This is a genomic window from Embleya scabrispora, from assembly GCF_002024165.1.
Lineage (GTDB): Bacteria > Actinomycetota > Actinomycetes > Streptomycetales > Streptomycetaceae > Embleya > Embleya scabrispora_A.
In genome coordinates, this window is sequence record NZ_MWQN01000001.1 from 6,298,241 (window position 1) to 6,317,735 (window position 19,495).

General features: G+C 70.2%; 31 protein-coding genes and 1 tRNA gene. 22 read left to right on the forward strand and 10 right to left on the reverse strand.

Going from position 1 to position 19,495, the window contains the following annotated elements:
• Positions 1–31: 31 nt before the first annotated feature.
• Genes B4N89_RS27600 through B4N89_RS27605 form a run of 3 tightly spaced genes read left to right on the forward strand, consistent with a single transcriptional unit; the run spans position 32 to position 2,135 of the window.
• Positions 32–709: a hypothetical protein gene (locus tag B4N89_RS27600; RefSeq protein WP_078978480.1), complete on the forward strand. Its 678-nt coding sequence runs from the start codon at positions 32–34 to the stop codon at positions 707–709.
• Positions 709–1,653 carry a hypothetical protein gene (locus B4N89_RS47985; RefSeq protein ID WP_143658110.1) on the forward strand — a complete coding sequence of 315 codons (945 nt, stop codon included), beginning with the start codon at positions 709–711 and terminating at the stop codon, positions 1,651–1,653. Before B4N89_RS27600 ends, B4N89_RS47985 begins: the two co-directional genes overlap by 1 nt.
• Positions 1,650–2,135 carry a DUF6221 family protein gene (locus B4N89_RS27605; RefSeq protein WP_101897191.1) on the forward strand — a complete coding sequence of 162 codons (486 nt, stop codon included), beginning with the start codon at positions 1,650–1,652 and terminating at the stop codon, positions 2,133–2,135. The genes B4N89_RS47985 and B4N89_RS27605 overlap by 4 nt, the downstream gene beginning before the upstream one ends.
• Before the next feature lie 261 nt (positions 2,136–2,396).
• Here B4N89_RS27605 and ligD read toward each other — a convergent pair whose 3' ends face one another.
• The 5 genes from ligD to B4N89_RS27625 form a co-directional block, all read right to left on the reverse strand.
• Positions 2,397–3,377, reverse strand: a complete 981-nt coding sequence (gene ligD, locus B4N89_RS27610) for a non-homologous end-joining DNA ligase (protein WP_078978482.1) — start codon at positions 3,375–3,377, stop codon at positions 2,397–2,399.
• Between the two features lie 106 nt (positions 3,378–3,483).
• Entirely contained in the window at positions 3,484–3,669 is a 186-nt protein-coding gene (locus tag B4N89_RS27615; protein ID WP_101897192.1) for a DUF397 domain-containing protein, read from the reverse strand.
• Positions 3,597–4,541: a DUF5753 domain-containing protein gene (locus B4N89_RS47990; protein ID WP_101897193.1), complete on the reverse strand. Its 945-nt coding sequence runs from the start codon at positions 4,539–4,541 to the stop codon at positions 3,597–3,599. Before B4N89_RS47990 ends, B4N89_RS27615 begins: the two co-directional genes overlap by 73 nt.
• Entirely contained in the window at positions 4,538–5,074 is a 537-nt protein-coding gene (locus B4N89_RS27620) for a GIY-YIG nuclease family protein (RefSeq protein ID WP_078978484.1), read from the reverse strand. The genes B4N89_RS47990 and B4N89_RS27620 overlap by 4 nt, the downstream gene beginning before the upstream one ends.
• Positions 5,075–5,087: 13 nt before the next feature.
• Complete coding sequence (locus B4N89_RS27625; RefSeq protein WP_078978485.1) at positions 5,088–5,375, reverse strand: hypothetical protein; 288 nt, start codon at positions 5,373–5,375, stop codon at positions 5,088–5,090.
• 165 nt (positions 5,376–5,540) lie between these two features.
• On the opposite strand from B4N89_RS27625, the gene B4N89_RS27630 reads away from it, so the two are divergent.
• From B4N89_RS27630 to B4N89_RS27665, 8 genes are all read left to right on the forward strand, one after another.
• Positions 5,541–5,783 carry a hypothetical protein gene (locus B4N89_RS27630; protein WP_078978486.1) on the forward strand — a complete coding sequence of 81 codons (243 nt, stop codon included), beginning with the start codon at positions 5,541–5,543 and terminating at the stop codon, positions 5,781–5,783.
• Positions 5,784–5,862: 79 nt separating this feature from the next.
• The gene (locus B4N89_RS27635) at positions 5,863–6,225 is read left to right on the forward strand and encodes a hypothetical protein (protein WP_078978487.1); all 363 of its coding nucleotides are present in this window, start codon (positions 5,863–5,865) and stop codon (positions 6,223–6,225) included.
• Between the two features lie 52 nt (positions 6,226–6,277).
• Positions 6,278–6,694, forward strand: coding sequence for a hypothetical protein (locus B4N89_RS27640; RefSeq protein ID WP_143658111.1), 417 nt, complete (start codon positions 6,278–6,280; stop codon positions 6,692–6,694).
• A gap of 56 nt (positions 6,695–6,750) precedes the next feature.
• Positions 6,751–7,086, forward strand: a complete 336-nt coding sequence (locus tag B4N89_RS27645) for a hypothetical protein (RefSeq protein WP_143658112.1) — start codon at positions 6,751–6,753, stop codon at positions 7,084–7,086.
• Positions 7,083–7,286, forward strand: a complete 204-nt coding sequence (locus B4N89_RS27650) for a hypothetical protein (protein WP_078978490.1) — start codon at positions 7,083–7,085, stop codon at positions 7,284–7,286. The genes B4N89_RS27645 and B4N89_RS27650 overlap by 4 nt, the downstream gene beginning before the upstream one ends.
• A gap of 171 nt (positions 7,287–7,457) precedes the next feature.
• Positions 7,458–8,756 (forward strand): DUF2637 domain-containing protein, encoded by a 1,299-nt coding sequence (locus tag B4N89_RS27655; RefSeq protein ID WP_268812553.1) that lies wholly within the window; start codon positions 7,458–7,460, stop codon positions 8,754–8,756.
• Positions 8,757–8,865: 109 nt separating this feature from the next.
• Positions 8,866–9,060: a type II toxin-antitoxin system HicA family toxin gene (locus B4N89_RS27660; protein WP_078978492.1), complete on the forward strand. Its 195-nt coding sequence runs from the start codon at positions 8,866–8,868 to the stop codon at positions 9,058–9,060.
• 83 nt (positions 9,061–9,143) lie between these two features.
• The gene (locus tag B4N89_RS27665) at positions 9,144–9,644 is read left to right on the forward strand and encodes a hypothetical protein (protein WP_143658113.1); all 501 of its coding nucleotides are present in this window, start codon (positions 9,144–9,146) and stop codon (positions 9,642–9,644) included.
• Between the two features lie 65 nt (positions 9,645–9,709).
• Here the strand turns inward: B4N89_RS27665 and B4N89_RS49135 are convergent, their stop codons facing one another.
• Complete coding sequence (locus tag B4N89_RS49135) at positions 9,710–9,904, reverse strand: hypothetical protein (protein ID WP_143658114.1); 195 nt, start codon at positions 9,902–9,904, stop codon at positions 9,710–9,712.
• A gap of 132 nt (positions 9,905–10,036) precedes the next feature.
• On the opposite strand from B4N89_RS49135, the gene B4N89_RS27675 reads away from it, so the two are divergent.
• The 9 genes from B4N89_RS27675 to B4N89_RS27720 all read left to right on the forward strand — a co-directional run bounded on the left by B4N89_RS27675 (position 10,037) and on the right by B4N89_RS27720 (position 15,592).
• Positions 10,037–10,351 carry a helix-turn-helix domain-containing protein gene (locus B4N89_RS27675; protein ID WP_078978495.1) on the forward strand — a complete coding sequence of 105 codons (315 nt, stop codon included), beginning with the start codon at positions 10,037–10,039 and terminating at the stop codon, positions 10,349–10,351.
• 196 nt (positions 10,352–10,547) lie between these two features.
• Entirely contained in the window at positions 10,548–10,925 is a 378-nt protein-coding gene (locus B4N89_RS27685) for a DUF6221 family protein (RefSeq protein ID WP_078978497.1), read from the forward strand.
• 207 nt (positions 10,926–11,132) lie between these two features.
• Positions 11,133–11,579, forward strand: a complete 447-nt coding sequence (locus tag B4N89_RS27690; protein ID WP_078978498.1) for a DUF3307 domain-containing protein — start codon at positions 11,133–11,135, stop codon at positions 11,577–11,579.
• 24 nt (positions 11,580–11,603) lie between these two features.
• The gene (locus tag B4N89_RS27695; RefSeq protein WP_078978499.1) at positions 11,604–11,900 is read left to right on the forward strand and encodes a hypothetical protein; all 297 of its coding nucleotides are present in this window, start codon (positions 11,604–11,606) and stop codon (positions 11,898–11,900) included.
• Positions 11,901–11,978: 78 nt separating this feature from the next.
• Positions 11,979–12,263 (forward strand): hypothetical protein, encoded by a 285-nt coding sequence (locus B4N89_RS27700; RefSeq protein ID WP_143658115.1) that lies wholly within the window; start codon positions 11,979–11,981, stop codon positions 12,261–12,263.
• Between the two features lie 697 nt (positions 12,264–12,960).
• Positions 12,961–13,042 (forward strand) — tRNA-Ser (locus B4N89_RS27705).
• Positions 13,043–13,148: 106 nt separating this feature from the next.
• The gene (locus tag B4N89_RS27710) at positions 13,149–14,834 is read left to right on the forward strand and encodes a TROVE domain-containing protein (RefSeq protein ID WP_078978501.1); all 1,686 of its coding nucleotides are present in this window, start codon (positions 13,149–13,151) and stop codon (positions 14,832–14,834) included.
• A 99-nt stretch (positions 14,835–14,933) separates the two neighbouring features.
• Positions 14,934–15,260, forward strand: a complete 327-nt coding sequence (locus B4N89_RS27715) for a hypothetical protein (RefSeq protein ID WP_078978502.1) — start codon at positions 14,934–14,936, stop codon at positions 15,258–15,260.
• 92 nt (positions 15,261–15,352) lie between these two features.
• Positions 15,353–15,592 (forward strand): hypothetical protein, encoded by a 240-nt coding sequence (locus tag B4N89_RS27720; protein WP_078978503.1) that lies wholly within the window; start codon positions 15,353–15,355, stop codon positions 15,590–15,592.
• A 140-nt stretch (positions 15,593–15,732) separates the two neighbouring features.
• Here B4N89_RS27720 and B4N89_RS27725 read toward each other — a convergent pair whose 3' ends face one another.
• The 4 genes from B4N89_RS27725 to B4N89_RS27740 form a co-directional block, all read right to left on the reverse strand.
• Positions 15,733–16,284 (reverse strand): hypothetical protein, encoded by a 552-nt coding sequence (locus B4N89_RS27725; protein WP_078978504.1) that lies wholly within the window; start codon positions 16,282–16,284, stop codon positions 15,733–15,735.
• 48 nt (positions 16,285–16,332) lie between these two features.
• On the reverse strand, positions 16,333–16,608 hold the full coding sequence (locus tag B4N89_RS27730; RefSeq protein WP_201260917.1) for a hypothetical protein: 276 nt from the start codon (positions 16,606–16,608) through the stop codon (positions 16,333–16,335).
• A 73-nt stretch (positions 16,609–16,681) separates the two neighbouring features.
• Positions 16,682–16,912 carry a hypothetical protein gene (locus B4N89_RS27735; protein WP_078978505.1) on the reverse strand — a complete coding sequence of 77 codons (231 nt, stop codon included), beginning with the start codon at positions 16,910–16,912 and terminating at the stop codon, positions 16,682–16,684.
• A gap of 55 nt (positions 16,913–16,967) precedes the next feature.
• Positions 16,968–17,981 carry a DUF932 domain-containing protein gene (locus B4N89_RS27740; protein WP_201260918.1) on the reverse strand — a complete coding sequence of 338 codons (1,014 nt, stop codon included), beginning with the start codon at positions 17,979–17,981 and terminating at the stop codon, positions 16,968–16,970.
• Between the two features lie 136 nt (positions 17,982–18,117).
• Here B4N89_RS27740 and B4N89_RS27745 point away from each other — a divergent pair, with 136 nt between their 5' ends.
• The gene (locus B4N89_RS27745) at positions 18,118–18,519 is read left to right on the forward strand and encodes a hypothetical protein (protein WP_078978507.1); all 402 of its coding nucleotides are present in this window, start codon (positions 18,118–18,120) and stop codon (positions 18,517–18,519) included.
• Between the two features lie 28 nt (positions 18,520–18,547).
• Positions 18,548–19,486: a DUF4082 domain-containing protein gene (locus B4N89_RS27750; protein ID WP_078978508.1), complete on the forward strand. Its 939-nt coding sequence runs from the start codon at positions 18,548–18,550 to the stop codon at positions 19,484–19,486.
• The last annotated feature ends 9 nt before the right edge of the window (positions 19,487–19,495 follow it).

The following is a 19,495-nucleotide window of genomic DNA, read 5'->3' on the forward strand; positions in this document are numbered from 1 at the left end:
GCGAGCAACGGCACGGCTGAACGGAACGCCCGTGAACGACACCACCCCCTCCCCGGACGGACCCGCCTGCGCCGTCTGCGGCTACGCCCTCCACGGCGACCAACAGGACCGCACCGCCTGCCGCCACTGCGAAACCCGCGTCGACGCGCACCTGGAATCCCTCCCAGGCCACTACGCGGCACTCGCCGACGCCCTCCTCCCCGGAGCCCACGCCGAGGGGACTCCCGTGTCCGGAACGCGCGTCCCACCACTGCCCGTCCAGCTCGAGGCGCTGAACCTGCGCGCCCCGGGCGGCATGGTCACGATCCTCACCGAGTGGGAGGACGACTGGCGCCGCCTCTACGGCTGGGCACCCCCAGGCCCCCGCGGCCGCGCCGAGGAAGCCCTCGACAACACCGTGCGGTTCCTCCGCAACAACCTCGGTTGGGCATGCCGCCAGCACCCGGCCATCGGCGAGTTCGCCCACGAGATCGGCGACCTCGTCGCACGCAGCAAGGCCGCCTGCGGCAAACGCAGCGACGCCAAATACGTCGGCAACTGCCCAGGCCCCGACGACGAACGGCCTTGCGGCGCACGCCTGTACGCCGACCCCTGGATGGACTTCATCCGCTGCCGCCTCTGCCGCTGCGAATGGCCCCGATCCGAATGGATCGGCCTCGGCATCCGCATGCACGGCGGAACACCCCCCACCGCGAAAAGGATTGCCTGATGGGTCGCGAAGTGCGACGAGTGCCCCTGGACTTCGACTGGCCACTCAACAGGGTTTGGAGCGGCTACCTCATGCCGGACGAACTTCGAGAAGACCCGTGCCCGGACTGCGAGAGCGGGTGGTCGCCGCACGCCCAACACCTCTACGACCAGTGGTACGGCAAGGCCCCCTTCGACCCCGCGAGCACCGGCTCGACGCCCCTCCGGCACGAAACCCCCGTCGTGCGCGCGCTCGCCGAACGCAACATCCAGCACGCCCCCTCGTATTACGGCAGTGGCGAATACGCAATCGTCCGCGAGGCGCGGCGACTCGCAGACATGTGGAACACACAATGGGGCCACCACCTCTGCCAGGCCGACGTCGACGCACTGGTCACCGACGGTCGGCTGATGGACTTCACCCACACGTGGACCCGCGAAACGGGGTGGCGGAAGATCGAACCTCCCGTCACACCGACCGCCGCAGCAGTCAACGAATGGTCCATAGGCACCCTCGGACATGACTCGATCAATGCACATATCGTGATCCGCGCGCGTTGCGAACGCGAAGGCATCGACGACACCTGCCCCACGTGTCAAGGCCACGCCACCGTCGAAACCTACCCCGGCCAGCGAGCCGAAGCCGAGGCGTGGGAGCGAACCGACCCGCCCGACGGCGACGGCTGGCAACTGTGGGAGACCGTGAGCGAGGGCTCACCGGTCTCGTCCGTATTCGCGACAGCCGACGAGCTGGCCGAGTGGATGACGCTGCCCGAGCGCGCAGAACGGCGGCTCTCACTCGACGTCGCGCGACGGTTCGTCGCCGACGGCTGGGCGCCCACGTTCGTGGGCGTGCCCGGCATCGGCCTCCTATCGGGAGAGGCGTTCATCGGCGGATTCGCAGACCCCGCCGCAGTGCCCGACGACGCCTCGGACCTGACGGTCGACGGGGAGGAACCCGCATGAGCGGCCTCGTGACAGCCCTGACTACGTTCGTTCGCGCCCGGATCGAAGAAGACGAAACCGTCGCCCGCCAGGCAACCCCCGGCCCCTGGCATCAACGCTGGGAAGGCCAGGAACTCCAGGTCTATGCACCGGGCCAGGCGTACCCGTACAGCGTCGCAACGTGGACCTACCTGATTCACACCGGTCCTCGCGCCGAAGAGGAGCGAGCCACGTGCAACACCTCGAACTCCGACCACATCACCCGGCATCACCCCCTCCGCGTACTGCGCGAGGCCCAGATGAAGCGCGCCATTCTCGCAGCCCACCCGATCACCGACCACGTGATCCCGCCCGGCTACGGACCGGGAGGTGAACCGTTCGGGTGCAAGGTCTGCCACGACTGGGATGGCGCCACCGAAGGCCGCGGATACTGCGTCACGCTCCGACTCCTGGCCGGCATGTATGTCGACCACCCCGATTACGAGGAAGCCTGGAGACCATGAACAGCGAGCGCGTCCGGCAACCCTGTACTTCCGACGCAGCCGGCAGTACAGGGACTCCGACGGCCGCCGACAGGGCGAACCTCGACCCGAAGCCCTGGATCTACAAGGACCACCCCGCGAACGGCGACTGGTCCACCGAACCCTGGCAGTGGACCATCCCCGGCTGCCCCTGCGACATCGACGGAGGAGACCTTCGGAACCACCACTGGATCATCGTCTACGCCCACGCCCTGGCGCACGCCGCACGCTGCCCGGCGATGCCTAGACCGGCCGCGCCAGGCCAGGGCGCAGCCGCTCGAACACCGGATGCCTGAGATACCCGCCCGACGTCCACCCCGTCGCGCTCACCTCGGCAACCAGCCGCGGCTCCACCCAGCGCGCACCACGACCCTCACTCACCGGCCCCGCGAACGGCGACGTCTCGCGCGGCACAACCGCGAACAGCTCCGCGAGCTGCCGCTGCTCCGCACCGGACATGCCCGATCCCACGGCCCCGACGAACCGCAACCCGCCGGCCTCGGCAACGCCCACCAGGAGCGCACCGGGAACACCACCGGACCGGCCCCGAACCGGCAGCCAACCGCCGATCACCACGTCGATGCGGACCTGGTGCTTGATCTTGATCCACTCGTCCGAGCGCACCCCGGGCCGGTACGGCGACGTCAGCAACTTGCAGACGATCCCCTCGAAACCCTGCTCCCGCGTCAGCTCGAACGCCCGGCGGCCGTGGCCCACCGTGTGCGCAGGCGTCGCCCAGCGGGCACCCGCCAGACCCAGGCCCAGCAGTTCGCCGCGGCGCGCCGTGTACGACTCGGTCAAAAGGCTGCGACCGTCCAGGTGCAGGACGTCGAAGATCATCAGATGTACGGGCGTCGTGCGCGCGAGCCGACCCGCCCTGGCCCCGTCGCGCACGGTCATCCGCGTCTGAAGGGCCCCGAAGTCGGGGCGGCCCCGCTCGTCCAGGACGACCACCTCTCCGTCGAGAATCGCCGGACGGCGCAGCGAGGCTCCGAGCGCGGCCAGCTCCGGATAGGTACCCGACGCATCCCGGCCGGTGCGGGTTACCGGGCGCGCCGTCCCGTCGCCCGAGCAATAGACGAGCAGCCGGGCGCCGTCCCACTTGACCTCGTAGCCGTAGAGGCCGTCGACGGCTGCCGACGGGAGACGGCCGGGGGAGGCCAGCATCGGGGACAGCCGGGGGAGGCCCACCGGTCCCGCCGCCGAGGGGCGCCGCGTCGCCATGCAACGAGCCTCACGCCGCTCGGCCCTCCCCGCACCCGGAGTCGGCCGACCGGGCGACAGCACAGAAGAGGGGCGCTCGCCGCAGCGAACACCCCTCCCGAACCTCTCAACCCAGGCGACCGGCCAACATCGCCCACGCGCCCACCGGCACGACGATCACCGGCGACCACGCGTCCTTGCTGTCCCGCACACCCACCCCAGTGACCAGGCGCGCGACCTCTACGCAGTAGTCCTGTTCGCTGTGGCGGGACTTTCGCCACTGCGGTACGCGGTTACCTCCAGAGCCGTACACACGTCTCGCCTTCGTCGATCCACCAGTTCCAGTGACGCCTCGGGCGACAGGGCAGCCTCGACCAATCGGTCGAACGTCCTCCGGAACGTACCGATGTCGTCCGGCGCGTCGACCAACTGGGACCCCGTCAACTGCTCAAGCCACGCCGCGAAGTGCCCAGGCTCAGTCTCCATCAGAACCATCGGAGACGACACCGTCCACGGCGAAGTGAACGGCAGAACCTGGAAGCGCAGCATGGGCCAACGGGACGCCAACATCAGCACGTGCTCCAACTGGTCGGCCAGCACCGACAGGCCGCCGATCGGGTGGTACAGCGCGGCCTCGGACACGACGAACCAGGCCGGTACCTCGCGCTCCACGTAGTCCACCGCACGCGCCACCCGGATCCGCTGCCGCTCTGCGGCCACCTCCGGCAACAGCGTCGGATCCTGCATGTGGATCGTCGCCCACGCACACTGCGGCGACTGCAACGGCCCAGGGAACCGCAGCGTCTCGAAGCCGAACACGCTCAAAGCACCTTCCTCGAGGCGCATCAGTCGGCGCAGGCGATCGGGCACGCCGTTCAGCAAGTCCCGCATGCCTTCGCCGTAGCCGTCCTCCTCAGCGTCCATCTCGAAGTCCAGCGGACGAAAGCCGAGTTCGGTGAGCCTGCGCCCGAACATTGCCTCCAGGATGTGCTGGTAGACCGCCGTGGGCCTCGGCGGATTCGCCGACTCCCACCTGCGGATGTGTCGCACCGACAGACCGACGGGACGACCCAGAACTTTCGCCGCTTCCTCGAAGGCAGCGGCGAACTCGGCTTGCGAGTACCAGCCCATGGCCAAGCGAGCGGAGACCAGCGCGGGGTTCCCGGGAGTATGGGTGCGGGTCATGACGCCCGTCCCAGGGAGCTTCGAAGGCTCTGGACTCGCGGCTGCCGGAGGCGCGGGACGCGGTGTTCGCGTGCCAGCGTGCGCAGCGATTCGTAGGTCCACGGGGTCAGAGGGGCAATCTTGGTGGCGGAGACACCCGCGCGCATCTCCTCGAGGATGACTTCCTCGAGGCGGGTGCGGGCGGCGGTGAGTGCCTGTTCGGCGAGGTGGTAGTCGGCCCTGCGGCTGGTGAAGTGTGTGGACGGGGTCCAGGTGCTTCGGCGGGGCGGACGGGCCACCTCGGCGCCGAGTACGCCGGGTGCCACGTTCCATCGGGGCCGGTCGTGGGCGATCGTCAGTGCCTCGGCGGATTCCGCCTCGTCGCGCGTGTCGAACCACTCGACCTCACGGGTGACGACTTGGCCCCACCAGGGCGACTGACTCGTGTGGTCCGCCCAACGCCGGCGGGGGTTGGTGGCGATGCCGACGTAGATGAGTGCGTCGCCGGCGTCGAAGAAGCGGTAGACCGCGGTGCGGCCCTTGTGCACGGCCATGCATGCCTCCGGATCAGCCGGAGGCGGGGCCTCCGGACGGGTCTGACGTGTCCCTGATGGATCGAACGGTGGGTGGTCGCTTCAGCGGAACGCCGTACTCGCGGGCAATGCCTCGTAGCTTTTCGTGGGACCACGGCACGACCTCGGCGACCTTCTTGGGGCTCGCGTCCGGGTGCCGCAGTTCCTCGGCTGCGGTCTCGCGCAACTTGGTCTCGGCGAGTGCGAGTGCGGCTTGCGCCGCCTCAAACTCCGCCAGTACCGCGAGGAGCCGAGCGCTCGGTTCGTAGGTGTCCTTGGCCATGACGGCATGTTCGCACAACCGGTTTGGCCATTGCGATTGCCCTGCACCGACCATAGATAGGACAGGCGATTTGGTCAAGGTAGCTTGGTCACTCTTGTTTGGCCAAACTATCTGTCCTAAACTGGAGTCAGAAGCACCCGGTGATTCCAACCGAAGGGGCCTGCCGTGTCCGACACCCTGTTCCGTTCCGCCGACCTGATCGAGCCTTACGACCTGGTCGTGTACGCGGGTTCGAAGGCCGAGTTCCACGGGTTCTACGAGGCCGTGCCGTGCTTCTGCCGTCACTGCATTCACGACTTCGCGCGGGGCCGGAACGACGTGCGGTACGAGTTGGTGGACCCGTGGGGCGAGTCGGCGCAGTTGCGCTGCGTGCGGCGGGCGTCCATTCGGCCCGCGCGTCTCGGCTGATCGAACCGGTCCGGGGCGGCGCACCGCCCCGGACTTCCCGAGTCCGTATCCGGTCCACTCGTTCCCGAAGGAGAAGCAGATGTCTTACGACCTGTTGATGGTTGAGCCGGCCGGCCGCGCGGACGAGGGCTGGTTCAGCATGGCGAGCGGGAACATGGCGGCCGTGCGCGGCGCCATGACCGACCTGGGCATGCTCGTGCCGGGCGCGGACGACGTGGACGCGTGGGGTGAGACCGCTCTGCCGGTGGGCATCCCCGTCCACAAGCTGTCGGACAACGGTGGTTGGCGGGTGACTCCGCGCGAGATCTCGGCGGCCCTGCTGGCGTACTCGATGGCGTCGCACACGGATCGGGCGACGGCGCGTGGCGTGTACGGGCGTTGGGACGAGTGGGTGCTGTTCCTGGTGGACGCGTGCGAGACGGGTGGGTTCCGTGTCGAGTGAGGGGGTCATCCGGACGAAGTTCCGGTACGCGGTGGGTCGTCCTCTCGTCGTCGTGGAGACGCGGGGGGCCGGCCCGGGAGCCCAGGCCGAGCACACGAAGCGGTACTTGGCCGCGATCCACGCCGAACAGGATGCCTATGCCGACGAGTTGGAGGCGTCCGGCGGATATCGACCGGCGATAGAGGCCATCCGCGCGAAGCGGTGGAGGTTCACCCGCGGGCACGCGGCGACGTTGGGTTGCCGAGCGGTGCCGCGCCCGTCGAAGTCGGCGTTCGCGCCGGCGTCGTGGGTGGCGTGGACCGACGTCAACACGGGCGCGGCCCGGCGCGGTGTCGTGGTGGGCCCGGTCGAGAGGTGGTCGGTGTCGATTGTCCCGGCGGACGGCGGGGATGTCGTCTCGGCCGTGAGGCGGGGCGATGGAGTGTTCCTGGACGGGATGACCGTGGTGTCGGTCGACCCGCCGGAGTGAGGTCGGCCCGGCCCGGCCGGGCCGGGGTGGAGACAACCGTTCGGGAAGGGGCGGTCGTGAAGGCGTTGTTGCGGGGGTTGGGGCTGGTGTTGCGGGCCCTGGCGGACGAGTTGCTGCGGGAGCCGGAGTGCCCGCGGGACATGGTGACGGTGGATGCGTATCTGCGGGCCGCCGGTGCGTCGGCGGAGTGGCGGGCGCGGTGGTCGCCGACGGTGGGGCGCATGGTGGCGGACTCGTACCGGTCGCGTACCGGTGCGGAGCCGGCGCAGGTGCGGGAGTGGCACAACGGGGCGTGGCGGGCGGTGTACGCGTATCCGTTGACGCACGTGTCGCAGATCCAGGTGGCGTGGTCGGACTGCGCGTTCCTTCCGGTAGCGAAGGCTCGGGTGTGACGGGTCTGCGGGTGTGCGACGGCGGTCTCGCCGGGGGCTGCTCGCGTGCTGCGCAGTGGTCGGTGTGCAGGGCGGGTGAGGCGCACGAGGCGGGAGCCCGGTTCGCGTGCGGCCGGCATCTGACCATCGCGGTGGACGAGATCACGGGTGGCGAGTGCTGCCGGCTGGACCTGCGTCGGATCGTGTGCCTGGAGCGTTGAGGTGGCGTCCGCGCCACGGTCGTGGCGCGGCGTCCGGTGTGGGATCACAGACTTGAGCAGGGCCCCGGGACGTCGAGATGCGAGGTCGCCGTCCGGGGCCCCAGAGACACGGGAGTGTGCACTCCGATGTCCCAGATTTCGAACCCTAGCCGGGGTGATGGCGTGGGCGCCATGCCGGTGGCGCGGGGGCGCCCCGGGGGGTGGCTTCCGGTTGCCGCTGCGTGTGCTGCGGATGCGTTCCTCGGGTTCCTTGCGTTTCGGTTGTCGTTCGCGGCGTTGACGGCGATCGCGGTGGAGCACGGCGTCCAGGGCGGCATTGCGTGGATGTTCGCGGTGATGGTGGACGGCGGCGCGGTGACGGGCACGGTCGGGGTGGTGATGGCGAAGCGGTCCGGGCGCGGAGTGGGCCCGTACTGGTGTGTGGTGGTGGGCTCGACGGGGGTGAGTTTGGCGTTCAACTGTGCGCACAGCGACGGGACGGGCCTGGGTGTGGCGATCGCGGTGACGCCGCCGCTTGCGCAACTGGTGGCGACGGAGCTTTTGGTGCGGCTTCTGCCGGAGCCCGACGCGGTGCCCACGGACGTCCAGCTCGCCTCGGTGGAGCGGGCCGTGGCTGTGGCGGTGGACGCGGCCGATCGGGCGCGCGAGAGTCTCGCCCTGGTCAAGCGGGCCCGGGAGGAGGCCGGCGCGGCGGCGCAGGTTGCGGTGAAGGAGGCGGCCGGCGCGGCGGCGCTCGAGGTGGATGCGGTCGCGGAGCGCGCGGAGCGTGCGGCGGATACCGCGATGGGGGCGGCGGAGCGTGCGGCGGAGGTGGTGGCGTCGGCGCACGCGGAGGCCGCCGACGTGCTCGATCGTGTGGGCACGGCGGCCAAGCACGTGGCACGCGACGCCACGGCCGTGGCGCGGGACCTGGAAGCCGTGGCGGCCGGGGTCGTGTCGGTGGAGCGGTGTGCGTCGGAGGTCGGCGAGCACGTGGCGCGGGTGGAGCGGATCGCCGACGGTGCAGAGGCGGCGGTGGCGCGGGCGGCCGAGGCCGCCGGGCGGGACGCCACGGCGGAGGCGCGACGGGCGGCGGACGCTGCGGTGGGTGCGGTCGATCGTGTGTCGGGGCACCTGGTGGAGGTCGGCGTGGCGCGGCGGGAGGAGGCGGAGGTTTGGGCCGCCTCGGTGCGTGAGGTCGAGCGGCTGGTCGCTGTGGCGCGGGGGCATGCGGAGGCCGCGGAGGCGGCGGCGCGTCCGGTGGTGGACGAGGGGCCGTATCCGGTGGGGACGTCGGAGCGGGTGGTGTACGACCTGTGGGTGGGCGGTGGTCGGTGGCCGGAGGAGAGTGAGATTCAGGCCGCGTTGCGTGCGGCGGGTCTGGGGTCGAGTCGGCAGCAGGCGCAGAAGAAGCGGACGTTGGTGGGTCGGGACTTTCCGGAGTTGCCGCGTAAGCGGGAGCAGTTGGAGTTGGCGGCTGCTGGGCGTTGATGTGGGGGTGTGCGGTGGGGTGCCCTTTCCTTGCTTCAAAATAACCCTTGCCAACGGCAAGACTTATTGATAGATTAAGTCTTGCCAACGACAAGGGAAGGGGCTCACAATGGGCAACAAGGAGATCAAGAACCTCATCAAGGCGCTGGAGGCGCAGGGCTTCACCGTCGTCCAGTCCAAGAGCAACCACTACAAGGTCTACAAGGGGGGCCGCCTGATCGCCACGCTGCCCGCCACCCCGTCCGACCGTCGCAGCCTCCTGAACTGCATCGCGGTTCTGCGCCGCGCCGGCTACAACGGCTGACCGCAAGGGTCCTCCCGGGGGTGCCGCCCCGGGAGGACCCCGGTCCCTCCCAGACCAACGACAAGGAAGGAACCAACCACATCATGACCGCCATCGCCTGGTCGGCGCGCATCGACATCGAGGGCGCGCCCCACGAGGACGACGTGGACACCGTGCTCGAACAGCTCGCCGCCCACTCGCCCGCGATCGGAACGACCGCGGCCGGCAACCTGACCGTCCGCATCGCCGTCGAGGCCACCACCGCGCGCCAGGCCGCCGACGCCGCCCTGCGGCTGGCCACTGCGGCGGCCCAGGCCGCGAACCTCGGCCGCACCGTCATCGCCGTCGAGGTCACCCGCTGGGACGAGTTCGAACGCGAACTCGCGCAGCCGACCGTCCCGGAGCTGTGGGGCCTGGCCGAGATCGCCGAGCACCTCGAGGTCAGCCGCAGTCGCGCCGGACAGCTCGCCGCCCGGGACGACTTCCCGCCGGCGGTCCAGCGCATCAAGGCGGGCCCGCTCCACATCGCCGAGCAGGTGCGCGCCTGGACCGAGACCTGGAAGCGCCGCAACGGCCGCCCGCCCCTGACGGAGACCATCGCCTGACCCACCCGATCCCTTGTCCTGGCACAGTGCCCCCGGCCCGCAATGCGGACCGGGGGCACTGCCGTTCACCCCTCGCCCAGCTGCGCCCGAAGATCCGCCGCCTCCCGCTGCGCCGCAGCGAGATCGGCCATCATCCGCCGGGTCCCCTCGGCGACGCCCTCGTCCCACACCTGCCGCACCAACGCCTCGGCCTGCGCCTGGTCCAACCCGGTGGCCTGCATGACGCGTTCGGTCAGTCGCACGATCGGATGCTCGTTCATTCCCTCAGCACACCCGCACCGGCGCGGGGCGGCCACACGGCGGCCGGACGGCGCGTCCGAACGGGTGGACACGTCCGACGCCCGTGTCAGGCTGATGGCGTGCACCAGCCCGGTACGAGACTGCGAGGAACCGTGAGCCGACACGCACGCTGGGAATCGGAACGCGCCGACCGTTCGACACCCGCACGCTTTCGACCACGCGCGCAGGTAGACCTCGAGGTTGCGGACGCGCTGGCCCAGGAGGTCTACGACCGGCGCACCGAACTGGGCCTGAGCCGGTCCGGCTTCGCCGACCGGGCCGGCGTCGCCGAGCGGGTGATCGCGCGGCTGGAGGACGGCCCGCACCTGCCGACGTCCGCAGCCCAGGCCCGTCTTCGTGACGCCCTGTCCCATCCACGACGAGGCCCGGCCCGCCCGACTCGTCCGCTTCCCGGGGGCCGGGCGTGAGCGGCCCGCCGCGCGACCTCGATCCCCGTCTCGTCACCTGCGCGGACTGCGGCGAGCCGTACATCCAGGAGTGGGTGAGTATCGGTGCCACCGTCGCCATCACCGACGACCCCGCCGACCTCGACACAGTCGGGAACAGGGGGACCGTCCACTTCGGGACGCGTCACGGCCCGTGCGTAGGCAAGGCAGTGACGCGGTGACCGGCGACCTGATGGTGTTCCTGACGGCGCGGCTGGACGAGCGAGAGCGCTGGGCTCGCGCGGCCATACCGGGCCCCTGGCACGCCGACGGCGGAAGCGTCTACACCACCCACCCCACCGACGAAGTCACCGGTTACTGCGGCGGAAACGCCGACCACATCGCAGCCCACGACCCCGCGCGCGTCCTCCGCGACGTGGCAGCCCAGCGGGCGATCATCGGCTGGCACTTCGTTCAATACGACGTCCCAACAGACGGCACCTGGGTCCAGGTCTGCCGCTGTGGCTACGACGCGCCCTGCGCAACGCTTCGCCACCTGGCCGCCGTGTATGCCGACCACCCCGACTACCAGGGGGAGTGGCGCCCCACGGAGTGACTGATCGTAACGAGCGCCGGCTTCTTTCGAGGGCAAGTGCAGCGTTGGTAACGCCCAGGGTGTTACCAACGCTGCATGTCCACGCATCCGTCCACGCCGGGCGATTGCGGAACGTGTCAAGCACCCCGCATTAATGCGGGATGCTTGGGCCTGTCCGGCGGGAGCGGCCACCGTGGAGGCCGACACCCACCTGCCCAAGGAGAGCGAATGACCGCCCCTGCCACTCGCTTCGGCGCCGTCGCAGCCATCCTGCTGGCCGCCCACCACGTCGGCGATTACTGGCTCCAGACCCATGGTCAGGCCCAGGCCAAGGGCAAGCCCGGTGCCGAGGGGCGCCGCGCGTGCGCCGCCCACGTCGCCACGTACACCCTCGGCCAGGCCGCCGCTCTGGCCGCCGCCGACCGCTACCTCGGCCTCGGCATCCGCCGTCGGCGCGCTGTGACCGGACTCGCCGTCTCGGCTGCGACGCACTACCTCGTGGACCGGCGGAGGCCCCTCGAGGCGATCGCCAACAGGCTCGGCAAGGGGAAGTTCTACCGCGTCGGAGCGGGCCACGGCTGTCTCGGAACCGGCGCCGGCGCGATGGATCAGTCCTGGCATCTCGCCTGGTGCACTCTCGCCGCGGCCGTCGTTGCCGGGCCCGGACGCCGCTGACCCTCTCACCCCCAAGGAGCAGACATGCACACCGACGACCCGCACACCCTGGGAGCACTCCGCCGGGCCATGGCCGCCTTGGCGAGCCTCCCGGACGACACTCCCGTGATCCTCGCCAAGGACAGTGAGGGGAACGGGTACAGCCCTTTCGCCGGGACCTCCGAAGGCATGTACTTCGCCGAAAGCTCCTACGCCGGCAGCCGGTACCTCACTGACGACGAACTCGCCGAGGAAATGGCGCAGCCCGGGAGCGGTTGGTCGGAGGACGACGGGGCACCCGAGGGGTCCGTTCTCGCCGTGTTCCTGACTCCGATCAACTGACGGCGTCGTGACCCCGGCGTTCCCTGCGGGCGCCGCGCCCGGTGGCGAGTGCCGGCCTGGCACCACACACTCGTGCTCATGGACTTCTCCGAGGTCGACGTCCTGATCGTTTTGGACGGGCTGGCCGTTGACGGCACGGCCGACATCCGGGACTGGTACCCGCCCGGTGCCGAACGTCCGCCGGGCGCACCGGAGCAGTGGTCCGCCTCGATCAGCTCCGAGTACCCCCTGACCGCCGTCGCCCCGGTCGGTGCGCACGGCGATCTCCACGTCGACGAGACCGGGGCACACGCCCGATTCGAGGTCGTCCAGGTCGCCGACTACACCGCCCAGGTGCTCGGCCGGGGCGACATCACCCCCTGATCGGCGCAGCTCCGGTCGGTTCGCGCGCTCTCGACGAACCTCGTTCCGAGGGTCTTCCGCAACCTCCTGCCCAACCCCCTGCGGAACCCCTTCCGGAGGGGGTTCCGCAACCCCCTCCCGTGTTCGCCGTCCCGATCGGCCGCACCCACGCATCCGTTCCTGCGCCGGCCTCCGACTACCCAGGTCACAGGGTGTTCGGAGGGTTCGGTCCGAACGCTCCGAACCCTCCGAAGGAACCCCCTCCGCAACCCCCTCGGGAACCCCCTCCGGAAGGGGGTACGGAGGGGGTCAGGGGAGACGCGCGTCTCCCCGTTCCCCGATCCCCGTACTCCGATCCCCGGGCCCCAGCCCCCGCCCCGCGCACGCACGCGAACCGGGCTGGTCATGTTGCGAGTTCGACGAACCGGCCGACGGAGGGGGAGGGGAAAACCGCGTGTCCGTCGGCTCGGCGTCGGGTTAGAGTGATGACGTCCAGGTGCGCAAGGCATCGGCTACTTCTTTGGGTGAAACTACGCCGACCGCCGTCTCCGATCTCTGGACCTCGACAACTTCATACGCACCTCCCGGTGCGCAGACGACGGATACTTCAATCCAACGGTCGCGGGTTCGAGTCCCGTCCGGTTGCCCAGGTGGCCGGTAGCTCAGGTGGTAGAGCATTGGGCCCTTCCTCCGTCGCCGCTTCGACCTCGGGAGGACAGCGTCGGGGGTGCCCGGTGCGCAGGCCGGGAGTTCTTCCGCTGATAACGGGGAGGTCCCGGGTTCGAATCCCGGCGGACGCGACGTCGTCTGTAGCTCAGTGGCCGAGAGCGCCTTGAAAGCCCAGCCGCCTCGATCTCGGGCACCCACCACGCCGATCCTTCCCCCACCCGCTTGGGGACCGCCACCATGAGCCGCTTCAACACTCGTTCCGCACGCCCTACCGTCTTCTCGCCCGTGACCACCACTGGGCGCACCACGACGAACCACCAGGGCACCGTTGGCCACCTGCGCGACGCGCGCAGCGAGCTGTTCCTGCTTGCCGTTGCCAACTTCGTTGGCACGGATACGTTCTACGAGGCTGGCGGCGAGCGCGACGACCGCTACACCGCGCTCGTGCGCACCGTCGCCGTCGAAGACCCGGCGTGGATGGTCGAGTTCGTGCGGTGGCTCCGCCACGAGGCGAACATGCGCAGTGCCGCGCTGGTTGCTGCGGCCGAGACCGTCAAGGGCCGCCTCGACGCCGGCCTGGACCGTGTCCCCACCACGTCGGTACGCACCGCCACCATGTCCGAGGTCGGCGCCCGCACACTGACGGTGACGGGCGGCACGGGGTATTCGCGCAAGGTCGTGGACGCGGCACTCGCTCGCGCGGACGAGCCGGGGGAACTCCTGGGCTACTGGACCGCGCGCTACGGCCGTGCCGTACCCAAGCCGATCAAGCGCGGCATCGCCGACGCGGTCCGCCGCCTGTACAACGAGCGCTCACTGCTCAAGTACGACACCGCCTCAAAGGGCTATCGCTTCGGTGACGTCATCGAACTCGTTCACCCGGCACCCGAAGCAACGTGGCAGGGGGAGTTGTTCAAGCACGCCATCGACCGACGCCACAACCGCGACGAGGTCATCCCCGACGGCCTTTCGGTACTCCAGGCGGCGAAGACCTTGTCCCACCTGCCGGTCGCGGATCGGCGCGCCTACGTCCTGAACCCGTCGCTGGTCGCCTCCCCGGGTGGCCTGGCCGGCGCGGGATTCACCTGGGAGCGGCTGGCCGGCTGGTTGCAGGGGCCGATGGACGCAGCGGCATGGGCGGCGATCGTCCCGTCGATGGGCTACATGGCGCTGCTGCGGAACCTGCGCAACCTCGACGAGGCCGGAGTACCCGACGACGTTGCCGAGCGCGTGGCGGCCCGCCTGGCGGATCCCGAAGAGGTCGCCCGATCCGGGCAGTTCCCGTTCCGCTTCTACGCCGCGCACAAGGCGGTGCAGTCGCTGCGCTGGGGCCACGCCCTGGAGAAGGCGCTGCGGGCCTCCCTGGCGAACGTGCCCGCCCTGCCCGGACGCACCCTCGTTCTGGTGGACCAGTCGCCGTCGATGTTCCCCGGCTATCCCTTCTCGACGGCGAACACGAGCGACATTACGCTCGCCGACAAGGCGAAGCTGTTCGGTTCGGCGCTGGCGCTGCGCGCGGCCGACGCCGACCTGGTCGGCTACGGAATCGCGAACTACACCGTGCCGTTCCACCGGAGCGACGCCGTCCTGACCGCCATGGGTCGCTTCCACATGGAGGACGGCACCGACACCCCGGCCGCCATCCGCGACCACTACAAGAACCACGACCGCGTCGTCATCGTGACCGACGAGCAGACCGGCAACATGTGGACGCGGACCGGGCTCACGGTCGACTCGACCGTGCCTGCCAACGTCCCCGTCTACACCTGGAACCTGGCCGGCTACCGGACCGGGCACGCCCCCTCGGGGGCGGCGAACCGGCACACCTTCGGCGGCCTGACCGACGCGGCCTTCCGGATGATTCCGCTCCTGGAGTCCGGCCGAAGCGCGACCTGGCCATGGGAGCAGCGCGCGGCGGCGTGATCGCGCTGGGTGGGTGGATCTTGGATTCTGCCCACCCCGCCGGCACCATGGCATGCCCGTGTCGCGAGCACGCGCAGCCCGATCGGCGAAGGAGCCACCATGGCGGAGCTGTCAGGCAGGTACACCGGAGTCCTCGTTCCCGGCGGCGACAACTACACGATCGCGCACACCGCCGAGGTGGGTCTGGACGCCATGGACCTCGCCGCGATCGACGATCTTCACGCGCGTATCCGCGACCAGGTCCCGTGGTTCGAAGTCCCGGTGCTGTCCGGCCGTCACTTCGGGCGTGCCCTCGGCCCTGCCGGTGATGCACAGCTCTACGTCATCTCCGACGAGCCCCTGACCGACGAACAGAACGCCGTCCTCGACCGGTTCGCTCAGACCGGCGAGTGGCCGTGGTTCAAGCGCGAGCACGCGGATTCCTGACAGACGACTTGCGGGCGACCGCGAGTGAACATAGTCTCTGCTCTACTGGTGATCTTGCACTCACGGGCCGTCCGCAAGGGCGGCCCTTTCGCATGTCCGGGGGTGAACTCGTGTCCCTGGAGCAGTACCTCGTCGACGACAAGGCCGCTGCGGCCTGGACCGGCCGGCCTGCGTCGACCATCCGCCGCTGGGGCCTCGAAGGCCGCATCGCCAAACACGGGAACGGACGCGGAGCCGTCCGATACGACCTTCGCGAACTGCAACCCTGGAGCCCCGCTAACGGGCCCATGAAGGCCCCGCCACTGCCCGACCACTTCACCGCCGCGGCGTGACCGCAGCCCCTCGAACCCGGCGCCTCGTACACCCACCGAGGCGGGGCGCCGGCCGATCTCGTGGGTGGGCGTCCGCGCTCCCGACCTGGAGGCTGTGGCGGCCCGGGTACGTGTCGAGCCGCGCCCGCCCACGAGTTCACCTACTGGCCGGGTTGGACGACCGGCTGTAGGTTGTCGTGCTCGTCCGTCCGCCACTGCCTGCCCGCGCGGTCCGTGAACGTCACCGTGGGGCGGGAGTTCTCCAGCGTTGCGGTGCTGAGCCGGGAGGATTCCAACAGCGCCTTGCGGCCGGGCCCCAGGACCGCCACGGGAGATCCGGAGCGGACGGCCGTGCCCCCGTCGGGCGGGAATACCACAGCGTCCGAGACGACGTAGCTCTCTCCGAAGCGGGCATCCAAGTCGGTGATCGGCTCGCTGCTCGCGTTCGTCACCTGGACTATCCACGCGTCGTCGACGATCCGACAGGCGACCGAGATGCGCAGTGCCTGGGCGCTGCGCCGATCCTCGGCGTCCTCGATGAGTGCGGACCGTTGAAGTGCGAGCACTTCGGACTGGTCCTGAATGAACTGCTGTTGAGCGGCGATCTGTCGGCGCTGACTGCGGAGCGTCCAGAACGCGGCCCAGGCCGCGAGCGATGCGCCGATGGCGCCGATCCATGTGGGTGCATCGCCCCACTCGATGTCGTTGATCATCGGCGCAGCGTAGGGCCGTCCCGCCCACCCGTGGGGGTGTTTGGGGATTCAGTCGCCGCGGGTTCCCCAGGGGCGGCCCCCGCCGGTTCCCGCGCCCGGTCGGTTGGCGATGTATTCCTCGATCGTGGAGGGGTACCAGCAGGGCCGGGTGCCGAGTACGGCGTCCGGCTCGGGTAGGACTCCGGGGACCTGGGGGGAGCCCGGCGCGATGCCGTGTTCCCGCCGGTAGACCTTTGCCCGGTTGTGATACACAAGCACGGTGCGGGGTCCCACCCCGAGGCGGCGCGCCACGGCCGCCACGTCCAACAGTTGCTCGGTCGACACGACCCCTCCGTAACCTTGACTCACGTGGTGCGACAAGGTTATGGGGGGCGGAGTCCGCTCGAGAGTCGAACCCCTATTCGTCGTCGAGGCTTTCCCGGTACAGCCGCTGCGCCTCGGCCTCGGCGTCCTCGGGGTCGGACGCGTGGACGGTCTCCGCCCAGCGGTACCAGCCGTCTGCGCAGGGGTCGGAATCGACGACGGCCGTGTCGACCTTGATCACGGCCGAGACGACGAGTCTGCCGCCGCACTCCTCGGTCAGGCCGGTGACCAGGTATTCGGTCATGCCGCAGTTGTCACACGCCATGCTTCCTCCTCGGGGGAACGGGCCGGCGCCCGCAGGGCAGGCGCCGGCGAGGACTTCAGACCCGCAGCGCCTCGAAGGCGCGGGACTTGATCTTGTTGACGGTCGGGCTGGTGACGGTGCGGACCGCGCGGGCGTCGGCGGCGAAGTCCTCGCCGCGCGTCTTGCCCCCGCTTACCGCCGCGTGGTGGTCCAGGTACTCGGTCACGGCCTGGTAGCCGGCCCAGCGGGTCCCCTCGATCCCCGCCATGGTCGGGGCGGTCAGCAGCGCGCCGAGCGCGCCGACGACCCCCGCGTGGTGGCGCAGCCGGCGCGGCGTCCGCACCGTCGGCTCGGGAAACAGGTCGGCGACGATCGAGTCGAACTCGGCGCGGCGCAACTCGGTTTCGATCATCCGCTGCGCCTCGGCCTCGAACGCGTCCACCCATGCCCAGGTCAATCCGAGCGCCTGCCGGGCCTCGGCGATGTGCCCCCGGGCGCCGGACGTGTGACGGATCGCGAACGTCGAATGGGCGTTGCGCAGCGCGGCGGCCTGCGTGTTGGCGCAGACGATCCGGGTCGGGGTGACGATCAGGCGGAACGCCGACGATCCGTCGTGCGAGTTGAGTGCCGCGATGAACAGGTCGACGTCGTCCCCGCCGCCCAGGCGCAGCGTGCGGGGCAGGCGCATGGTGACGAAGACCTGCCGGCCGTCGTGCAGGCTGCCGGCGGTCTCGAAGTGGGCGCCGGCCTCGTCGACGAGGGTGTTCAGCAGGTCGGCGTGCGCCTCGTTCTGGACGGGGTGGTAGTCGTTGCCGACGATGCCCAGGACGTCGGGGCGGCCCGTGAACGGGTGGGTGCGGACGGTGGCGTACCGGTCCGGGACGCGCAGGCGGGTGACGCCGTCGTCGCCGAGAACGGCGCAGTCGACGGGGACGGTGTGCACGTTCCAGTTGCCCAGGTGGGCGAGGCGCATGGCGTCCTCGGCGGTGAACGTGTCGGTGGTGACGGTGCCCAGGCGGTGCCACGCGTCCTGTCGGGCGGTGACGAACGCCGCGCATCCGGTGGCCTTGTCGATCTCGATTCCGTGCACGGTCCGAACCCCCATAACCTTGTATTAGGAAGTGATACAAGGTTACCCTGCGGGGCCGACAAATCCCAGCTCTGAGCAGCGAGTTCACCGAAAAATCGCCCCGGAACCCGGGCCGCGCGCACCGACGGAGGGCCCCATGGCCAACGCGATCTACCCCTCGGGCAAGCAGGGGTTCCTGTCCGACCTCGACCTCACCACCGCCACCCTCAAAGTCGTCCTGGTCGACACCGCCGCCTACACCTACAGCGCGAACCACTCCAACCTCTCGGACATCCCCGCCCCGGCGCGCGTGGCCACCTCCGGTGCCCTCGCCTCCAAGACCGTCACCGGCGGAGTCTTCGACGCGGCGGACCTGACCATCCCAGGGTTCACCGGCCCCACCGTCGAAGCCCTCGTGATCTACAAGGACACCGGCACCGCGTCCACGTCCACGCTGATCGCCTACATCGACACCGGCGGCAACCTGCCCTACCAGCCGAACACGGCACAGGTCGACATCGCCTGGGACAACACGGCCACCAAGATCCTCGCTCTGTAGCCCCCGACTCCGCCGAGGGTGACCCACCGTGACCGACTTCCGCATCTGGCCCAACACGGACGGTCGGACCGAGAGCAGCACCGAAGAAACACCCGTCTCCCTCGGCACCGAGTTCGTGCTCTCGGCGACCGGTTGGGCGAAGGCGTTGCACTACTGGCGCGCCACCGAGGCGGAACTCGGCACCGTCACCGGCGCCATCTACGCCGTCGACACCGACGCCGAGATCGACGGGACCGCCGTCACCTTCGTCGTCTCCGGCGTCGGATGGCAGACCTACACCCTGGCCGCGCCGGTCCGCCTCGAGGCGGACACCCGCTACGTCGTGTCGGTCCACCACCCGAATCGCTACGCCATGGGCCTCGGCGCGTACTTCTCAGCCGGGCCCGGCGCAGCGGGCATCACCAACGGCATCATCACGGCACCACCGACCTCGGCGGTCACCTCACCCAACGGACAGGGCCGTTACGAGTACGGGCCCACCCGCGTCGCCCCCCGCCAAACGTTCAACGCGAACGCCTACCTGTCGGACGTCACCGTCGGCGACACCGACCCGGGCGGCACTGTGCTCACCCCCGTGGGGATCCCCGGAACCGCCACCGTCGGCACCCCCACACTCACCCCCGACCCCGTCACCCTCACTCCCCAGGGCATCGACGGCACCTCGACCGTCGGCCTACCCACCCTGGCACCGAGGCCCGTCACCCTTGCCCCCCAGGGCATCGCATCCGGGGCAATCATCGGCGAACCGACCCTGACAGCGACGGCGACCCTGACCCCCCAAGGCATCGGCTCCACCTCCACCGTCGGCACGCCCGGCCTCACCCCGGGCACCGTCGTCCTGCGGCCCGTCGGCATCCCGAGCACCGCCAGGGTCGGCGAACCCGTGATCCGTCTCCCCGGCGACCACAGCCACGACATCAGCCTGGGCGCGCTCACCGACCCGTGGACCCTCGGCGCCCTCGCATGAGAGGCACCC

What these genes read in the sequence shown, in the direction of transcription:
- B4N89_RS47985 (WP_143658110.1), top strand. Translation starts at nt 709, where the DNA reads ATGGGTCGCGAAGTGCGACGAGTGCCCCTGGACTTCGACTGGCCACTC.
- B4N89_RS27605 (WP_101897191.1), top strand. Translation starts at nt 1,650, where the DNA reads ATGAGCGGCCTCGTGACAGCCCTGACTACGTTCGTTCGCGCCCGGATC.
- ligD (WP_078978482.1), bottom strand. Translation starts at nt 3,377, where the DNA reads ATGGCGACGCGGCGCCCCTCGGCGGCGGGACCGGTGGGCCTCCCCCGG.
- B4N89_RS47990 (WP_101897193.1), bottom strand. Translation starts at nt 4,541, where the DNA reads ATGACCCGCACCCATACTCCCGGGAACCCCGCGCTGGTCTCCGCTCGC.
- B4N89_RS27620 (WP_078978484.1), bottom strand. Translation starts at nt 5,074, where the DNA reads ATGGCCGTGCACAAGGGCCGCACCGCGGTCTACCGCTTCTTCGACGCC.
- B4N89_RS27625 (WP_078978485.1), bottom strand. Translation starts at nt 5,375, where the DNA reads ATGGCCAAGGACACCTACGAACCGAGCGCTCGGCTCCTCGCGGTACTG.
- B4N89_RS27635 (WP_078978487.1), top strand. Translation starts at nt 5,863, where the DNA reads ATGTCTTACGACCTGTTGATGGTTGAGCCGGCCGGCCGCGCGGACGAG.
- B4N89_RS27655 (WP_268812553.1), top strand. Translation starts at nt 7,458, where the DNA reads ATGCCGGTGGCGCGGGGGCGCCCCGGGGGGTGGCTTCCGGTTGCCGCT.
- B4N89_RS27660 (WP_078978492.1), top strand. Translation starts at nt 8,866, where the DNA reads ATGGGCAACAAGGAGATCAAGAACCTCATCAAGGCGCTGGAGGCGCAG.
- B4N89_RS27665 (WP_143658113.1), top strand. Translation starts at nt 9,144, where the DNA reads ATGACCGCCATCGCCTGGTCGGCGCGCATCGACATCGAGGGCGCGCCC.
- B4N89_RS49135 (WP_143658114.1), bottom strand. Translation starts at nt 9,904, where the DNA reads ATGAACGAGCATCCGATCGTGCGACTGACCGAACGCGTCATGCAGGCC.
- B4N89_RS27690 (WP_078978498.1), top strand. Translation starts at nt 11,133, where the DNA reads ATGACCGCCCCTGCCACTCGCTTCGGCGCCGTCGCAGCCATCCTGCTG.
- B4N89_RS27695 (WP_078978499.1), top strand. Translation starts at nt 11,604, where the DNA reads ATGCACACCGACGACCCGCACACCCTGGGAGCACTCCGCCGGGCCATG.
- B4N89_RS27700 (WP_143658115.1), top strand. Translation starts at nt 11,979, where the DNA reads ATGGACTTCTCCGAGGTCGACGTCCTGATCGTTTTGGACGGGCTGGCC.
- B4N89_RS27710 (WP_078978501.1), top strand. Translation starts at nt 13,149, where the DNA reads ATGAGCCGCTTCAACACTCGTTCCGCACGCCCTACCGTCTTCTCGCCC.
- B4N89_RS27715 (WP_078978502.1), top strand. Translation starts at nt 14,934, where the DNA reads ATGGCGGAGCTGTCAGGCAGGTACACCGGAGTCCTCGTTCCCGGCGGC.
- B4N89_RS27720 (WP_078978503.1), top strand. Translation starts at nt 15,353, where the DNA reads ATGTCCGGGGGTGAACTCGTGTCCCTGGAGCAGTACCTCGTCGACGAC.
- B4N89_RS27725 (WP_078978504.1), bottom strand. Translation starts at nt 16,284, where the DNA reads ATGATCAACGACATCGAGTGGGGCGATGCACCCACATGGATCGGCGCC.
- B4N89_RS27735 (WP_078978505.1), bottom strand. Translation starts at nt 16,912, where the DNA reads ATGGCGTGTGACAACTGCGGCATGACCGAATACCTGGTCACCGGCCTG.
- B4N89_RS27745 (WP_078978507.1), top strand. Translation starts at nt 18,118, where the DNA reads ATGGCCAACGCGATCTACCCCTCGGGCAAGCAGGGGTTCCTGTCCGAC.